This is a genomic window from Pseudomonas sp. P20 (genome assembly GCF_016463925.1).
In the GTDB taxonomy this organism is placed as follows: Bacteria; Pseudomonadota; Gammaproteobacteria; order Pseudomonadales; family Pseudomonadaceae; genus Pseudomonas; species Pseudomonas aeruginosa.
Genome location: NZ_JAEMVM010000031.1, coordinates 1 through 6,068 on the forward strand (window position 1 = coordinate 1; position 6,068 = coordinate 6,068).

Annotated in this window: 4 protein-coding genes and 1 pseudogene; 2 read left to right on the forward strand and 3 right to left on the reverse strand. The window is 56.9% G+C overall.

All coding sequences use genetic code 11. The annotated features are described in order from the left end of the window. Positions 1 to 1,063, reverse strand: a 1,063-nt coding sequence (pilL2, locus tag JHD77_RS28355; protein WP_199506538.1) for a PFGI-1 class ICE element type IV pilus protein PilL2, incomplete at its 3' end; no start/stop codon positions are given. An 87-nt stretch (positions 1,064 to 1,150) separates the two neighbouring features. Beyond that, positions 1,151 to 1,334: pseudogene (locus tag JHD77_RS33160) on the reverse strand (hypothetical protein); the annotation flags it as partial. A gap of 270 nt (positions 1,335 to 1,604) precedes the next feature. On the opposite strand from JHD77_RS33160, the gene JHD77_RS28360 reads away from it, so the two are divergent. Together JHD77_RS28360 and JHD77_RS28365 are read left to right on the forward strand one after the other, a co-directional pair. Beyond that, entirely contained in the window at positions 1,605 to 3,959 is a 2,355-nt protein-coding gene (locus tag JHD77_RS28360; RefSeq protein WP_191519266.1) for an S-type pyocin domain-containing protein, read from the forward strand. After that, on the forward strand, positions 3,959 to 4,426 hold the full coding sequence (locus JHD77_RS28365) for a DUF6392 family protein (RefSeq protein ID WP_191519265.1): 468 nt from the start codon (positions 3,959 to 3,961) through the stop codon (positions 4,424 to 4,426). Before JHD77_RS28360 ends, JHD77_RS28365 begins: the two co-directional genes overlap by 1 nt. A gap of 90 nt (positions 4,427 to 4,516) precedes the next feature. Here the strand turns inward: JHD77_RS28365 and JHD77_RS28370 are convergent. After that, on the reverse strand, positions 4,517 to 6,068 hold a 1,552-nt coding region (locus JHD77_RS28370; RefSeq protein WP_199506539.1), incomplete at its 5' end, for a DEAD/DEAH box helicase.

Here is a 6,068-nt window from a genome sequence, read left to right on the forward strand (position 1 = left end):
GCCGTTCGGCAGCGTCATACAGGGGGAACAGCTCGGATACCGCGTCCTCGAAGGAGCCGTGGAAGGTCAGAGGAGCCTCGATCGGATAGTTGAGATCCTGCGGCTCCCAGCGGACGGTCCAGCGTGCGCGCTTGGCCCAGGCTTCCAAGGTGTCGCGCAGGGTTGATCCCGTCTCGGCTGACCAGGACTGTGCCAACTGCCGGCTCGGCTCCGCCGGCGTGAGCACCTTGACCGGAGGGGCGGAAGCCACGCTGGCCGGAGTGGGCGGCATGGACTTCACGGCGGAAGCCAAGGGCTTGATCGGTGCCGAAGCCGCGGGAGGAGAAGAGGGGTGGCCATCCTTGGCCGGTGCTGCAGGGGGGAACACAGTGGTGGATTCAGGCTTCTTAGTCGGAGCGGGGCTGGTTGTGATCGGCGTCGGCGTTGGCACCGAGGCGACCACGACGGGCGACTCCAGCGTGCTGACTTTTTCCGTGGAGGAGGGTTGCGCTACCGCCGCTGGAGTTGGGGCAGCGGGCTTCGCATACAGTTGCTGGACCGGTTTCGGCCTCGGCGCCGGGGGAAGTTGATAGCCCGGGCGCAGTACGAAGCAGACCTGCCGCGCCACTTCGTCGACCTTCACCTGCCAGGCAGGGCCGGAGAGGACTTGGAGGGTGTTGCGCAGGGTCATGGGGCCGAGCTTGTACTGAGCTGCCGGCAGCGGCCGGGTGTAGAGGATGTTCACATGACCGGCCTCTGCCGGGCACAGCGAGTAACCCGAGCGGCTCATCACGTACTGCATGGCGTCCTTGACGCTCGGGTTCATGCTCGACGGGATGGTCACGTCGATAATTTGTGCCATCAGGTCGCGCTGGCCAGCGTCCGGCTGGGTGCTGACCAGGGTGTAGCGCCCGTAGCGCACGACGGGCTCCTTCTCCGGCTGTACGCCATTCGGGTACAGGTCCGGTGAGAGCAGGTCTGGATTGCGGCTGCTGTCGAAGGCGGGCCTGGCCGGCTCAGCCTTGTGGGTCGTGCAGCTGGCGAGCAGCAGGCACAGCGTGAGAGTGGTCAACTGCCTGGTCATTGAGGCCCCCTTTGATGATGGGGCACACAATGGCAGGCCAATCGGCATGCCTCAGCAGGAAATACTCGGCGGAGGGCCAGGGCTTTTTTATCCAGTTAGGCTTGCGGCCAGTAACGCGGTTCTCGTCGACCTGTTCGAGCTCGATGAGGTCTTGCACCAGTTGGCGTTTCACGTTGAGCAGTTGCCACGAACTGTTCGTCGATCGTTCTCTCGACCAAGGGGTCTTAGCCGCGACCATGCGTAGCTAGTCGCTGCTGTACGCGCGGTCTTCGTCCGGCCCCGTGATGAGCCCCAGAGAGAGATTTCCGGCCACGAGTGTTCCATCGCTTTTCGAATAGCGATTGCTTCATGAATTTATGTTATATCATTGCCTTTTCAGAAGGAGGATGTACAGAAAATGGCATTACCTGTTGAAAATTGGAACGACACCACGGTAGTGGGATACCAGGATGGGAATGGGGGCTATTCATTTGACGGAGTAGGTGGAGGGTTCTCTGGAGGGTCCGACTCTCTAGGCCTTAATAGGCAGGAGCTCTCTCCTATGTCTCAGTCATTTGATGCATTTGAGGATAATGCAATTCAAGTTTACCAAAAACTCAGGGAACATCTGGATAATCAATACAAGAGCGCCAAAGGCAATATAGATAAAGATATTGATGAGAAAATTGAAGCGGCAATAAAAGCTGCTGGTGGTGACTCTGTTCTCAGTCCACTCAGCAGGATTGATATCGCTATCTCCACAATACAAACACTTATAGCTCAGCGAAGTGAACAACTTCAGTCTGAGCGCCAACGGCTAGCCTCCCTTCCAGAGTCAAGCTATTCCGCGAGGAATGACTTGGACTTTGTTAAGATGCTCTATGACGCGGAGCCTGATAATCGTCAGCTCTTCAAAATGAGTCTTGAGCCATTCGTGATTTCTGAAAGTGATGGTTTGGCGGTGGAATACAATGCTGATGTATCCAGCCAATATATCGCTAACCTTCAGGGGCGCCTTCCTGAGTTAGAAAAAGCCCGGGCTCCATTGGTGGCTGAGGAAAAGGCTCGGCAAGAAGCAGAGGCGGAGGCACAGCGCAAGGCGGAAGAAGAGGCTCAGCGAGCTGCCGACGAAGCTGCTGCGCGCCAGGAAGCACAGCAGGTCACTCAGCAGCTTGGTGCCAATTTCAACGCGATCACTGCGCCGATGGGAGATAAGGTTCAGCAGCGCGTACAAGCAGTGGATACGACGCAGGCTCAAATCTCCGGTCAGATCGGAAGTGCAGTCACAACTGCTACTCAGTCAGTACAGGCTAAAGCTTCTGAAGCACAGCAGCACGCGAGCAGTTCCCTTACTTCCGGCGAGAGCTTGATTAGTTCTGCGTTTCGAGGTCAGATCGCTTCCGCCGCTCAGGCCAGTGGTGAGTCCCGTGTATCTGCTTTCAACACCCGCATCGATCAAATAGTCTCCGAAGCCACTTCATTTTCGGAGGCGAGAAAGCAGGCGTTGACCCAGTTCACTGCAAATGCGGCTGCTGAAGTCGAAGCTGAGACTGCCAGGTTGGCGGAACAAGTTCGAGCCACCCCCACCCAAGCATCCTCTGAGTCAGCGCAGGCAGCTCTTCGTCAGTTCACGGAAAGTACCTATGCCAATGTGAACACTTTTGCCCAACAAACCGAAGCGGCACTACAAGCTAAGGCGCAAGAAGTTACGGCAGCCATTGCCGAGGCACAGCGGGTAGCAAACGAAGGTTTGCAACAGGCAGCTGATGGTGTACTGGGAGAGATCACGCAGGCCGCTAACACCTTGGCGATGCCGGCGATTGCAGCGCCGTTGGTCTCCGTCGCTGGATTTGGCACCGCAGCACTTGAACTGGCCCAATTGGGCGCTTCGCTAGCTAACGCGGTAAACCGCGTAACTCAGGTTGTTACTGCTGGCCCCGGTGCATATGTTGCCACCTTCGCAGTGTTGACGCTGTACTCTGACCAAGCAGGAAAAGACAGTGATAGGGTGCCTGATGGTGTCCGCACCGCTTTAGCGCTGGAGGCATCCACTCTGGGTCTTTCTCCTGATGCGGATCTGCAAAGTGCTGCCGAGGCCGGCGGAACTGTTGATATGCCTGTGCGGCTAACTAGTCGTACCGAGGAAGATCAAGACAACAAGTCGCAGATAGCTGTTGTTGTCACTAATGCAGTTCCTACCCCTCAAGGTGTGCCCGTTCGTGCAGCCACCTTCAACCCCGCGACCGGGCGCTACGAAGTTACGGTGCCAGCGAAATCCACCGTGCCTGATGCGCCACCGTTGACCCTCACCTGGACACCAGCCAATCCGCCCGGAAGCCAGAACCCTTCGAGTACCACCCCGGTGGTGCCGCAGCCGGTTCCGGTGTATGAAGGAGCAACGATTACCTCAGTGCAGGCCGAGCCAGAGTCCTATCCGGGAGTGCCGTTAGATCTGGATGATTTGATCGTGATCTTCCCGGCAGACTCGGGTATTCCGCCGCTCTATCTGGTTTTCTCTAAGCCTCCAGTTAGCGCACTGGAAGTAGACATCTATGGTAACTTTACGGGTAGGCCTCGTAATGGAAATCATCTTGACCATATGCCAGCTCAAGGTGCGTTAGCAACTAGCTTGAGGTCGGCGATACCAGATATTCAGGAAAAGGAAATTCGAGAACTGATGAAGAAAGGTGCTAGCATAGCGATTCCTGCTCGCATACATCAGAAATATAGCGAGACTTATGGTGGTCGCAATACCAAGGAAAAACAGCGTAAGGATGCCGAAGACTTAAGAAGGGCCGTAGATAGTAACTTTGACGCAATTAAAAGCGCGTTGATAGAAGAAGGGTTCTCTGAGAAAGATGTTGAAGAGGCTCGTGCTAAATTGCATCGAATCAATGAAGAGCAGGGGTGGTACTAATGAATCCTGAATCAATTAAAGAGCTTGTGGGTGCTCTTGGGCAAAGCTATAGTGAATTGGTTGAAAGAAAATTAATTCCAGCTGGTCCTCTGGTGAAACAGTATGAGGAGTCTGACTGGCTTACTTTGGATGTTGATGTTGGGATTGATCTGGAGTTCTGGGCGGAAACTAGAGCTTCAGAAAAAATTCATATTGTCCTTATAAGGACAATGGATGATATTCCGGCTTACCAAGGCGAACTACCGTCTCCTTTTTCTCGAAGCATGGATAAAGCAGTAGTCAGATCTTTTCTCGGAGTTCCAGATAGCACAAAAGAGCCATTTAAGATGCCGGTAGTCGGCATGGTGGGTGGCTGGGACTCATATACCCATCCTGAGCGTTCGGATATCAGGATTTTCTTTAGGTATACGCCTGATCTGAAAGTCAGCACTCTTTCTTTTGCTTTGAAAGAGCCAGGGCATAATTAATTTTTCTTTAATCTAGATAAGAGTAGACAGAGGCCCTCGTAAGAGGGCTCTGTTCTTTTGCACTTATTGTCCAACTACTATACTCTGCTTCTACGAGCTTGAACCATTTGATCGTATTGAAAATGGAACTGCTATAGCAGCGGCTAGTACAGCATGGTTGCCGTCGACCTGCTCGGGCTCGATGAGGTCCTGAGCAATCTGGCGTTTCGCGTTGAGCAGTTGCCACAGCTGCTCGTCGATCGTTGCCTCGACCAGTGGGATCTTCACCACGACCATGCGGAGCTGGCCGTTGCGGTACGCGCGGTCTTCGGCTTGTTCCTGCTGACCGGGAGTCCAGGGCAGGCCGAGGAAAAACACGTAGTTCGCCGCAGTGAGGTTGTTGCCCGTCCCGGCCGCCGCCGTGGTGCAGATGAACACCCGGCAGTCGGGATCCTGCTGGAAGCGATCGATCGCCTTCTGCCGCTTGGTGAGAGAGTCATTGCCCACCAGCGTGACGCAGCCGTGCCCGACCTGCTCGCAGAGTTCCTTCAGCGCAGCCACGGTCGGCTTGAACTCGCAGAACAGGATCACCTTGTCCTCGGCGTCGAGCTCGCTCAACAGGTCCATCGCCACGCGAACCTTCACCGTTTCCAGGTAACGCCGCAGCGCGCCGAGTCGCGCGAAGACCGGTCGGTCCTCGAGGCGCAGCACGTCGTATTGCTGGCGTTCCTCGGTGGAGAGGGCCACCTTCAGCAACTGCCGCTGCTTTCCCTTGAGGCTGGGCAGCACATCTTTGCGCCTGCGCAGCATCCAGTCACCCAGCTCCGCCCGCAGACTCTGGCGGAACTCCGGGTTGCCGGCGAAACGGTCGCAGAACTCTTTCAGCGGCAGTTGGCCGATGGGGTGGCCTGAGAGGCGCAGCAGGGTGTGCAGCTCGGTCTCGCGGTTGAGCACCGGCGTGCCGGTAAGCAGGTAGCGGTTCGGCACTTGGGCGGCAATGTCGAAACCGTGCCGCGTGCATTGCGCCGTCGGTTCCTTCATCCGCTGCGCCTCGTCGATGACCATCACGGCGAAGCGCGAAGCGTTGGCGACGAAGGGGCTCAACTGCTCGTAGTTGACGAGGATCCACTGCGCCTCTGGGGTGTCCTGCTGGATGGCCACGGTGGCCGAGGGATAGACCTCCTGGATCTCCCGCTGCCAATTGATCAGCAAGGTGGCCAGGGTGATGACCAGAATTGGTCTGCCCGCCGCGCGGATCGAAGCGGCGATGACCGCCTGGCGGGTCTTGCCCAGTCCCATGTCGTCGGCCAGTAAGGCGCTGGTTCTCTGCAGCAGATGAGCGATGCCGTCAGGCTGGTGGGCCAGTAGTGAGTAGCCGTGAAGCGCCGCCTCGATATCAGCCGAGCTGTACTCGGTGCGCTCGATCTCCGGCACTGCGGCGAGGTATATGTCAGAGGCTGACTCGTCCTCCAGGGATGGCGCTGCCGGTTCCTGCTGTGGACCGCCGATGCTCATGCTGGGCAGCTCGGTCGCCGGCGCGAAGCTACCGTCGCTGAGCAGCTCCTGGACGGTATCCAGGATCTCGAATTGTTCCTCGGCGAGGCCAAGCTCCAGGATCAGGTTGCTGCGGAGCAGCTCAGTTGTGGCGTCGATGCGCCAGGAG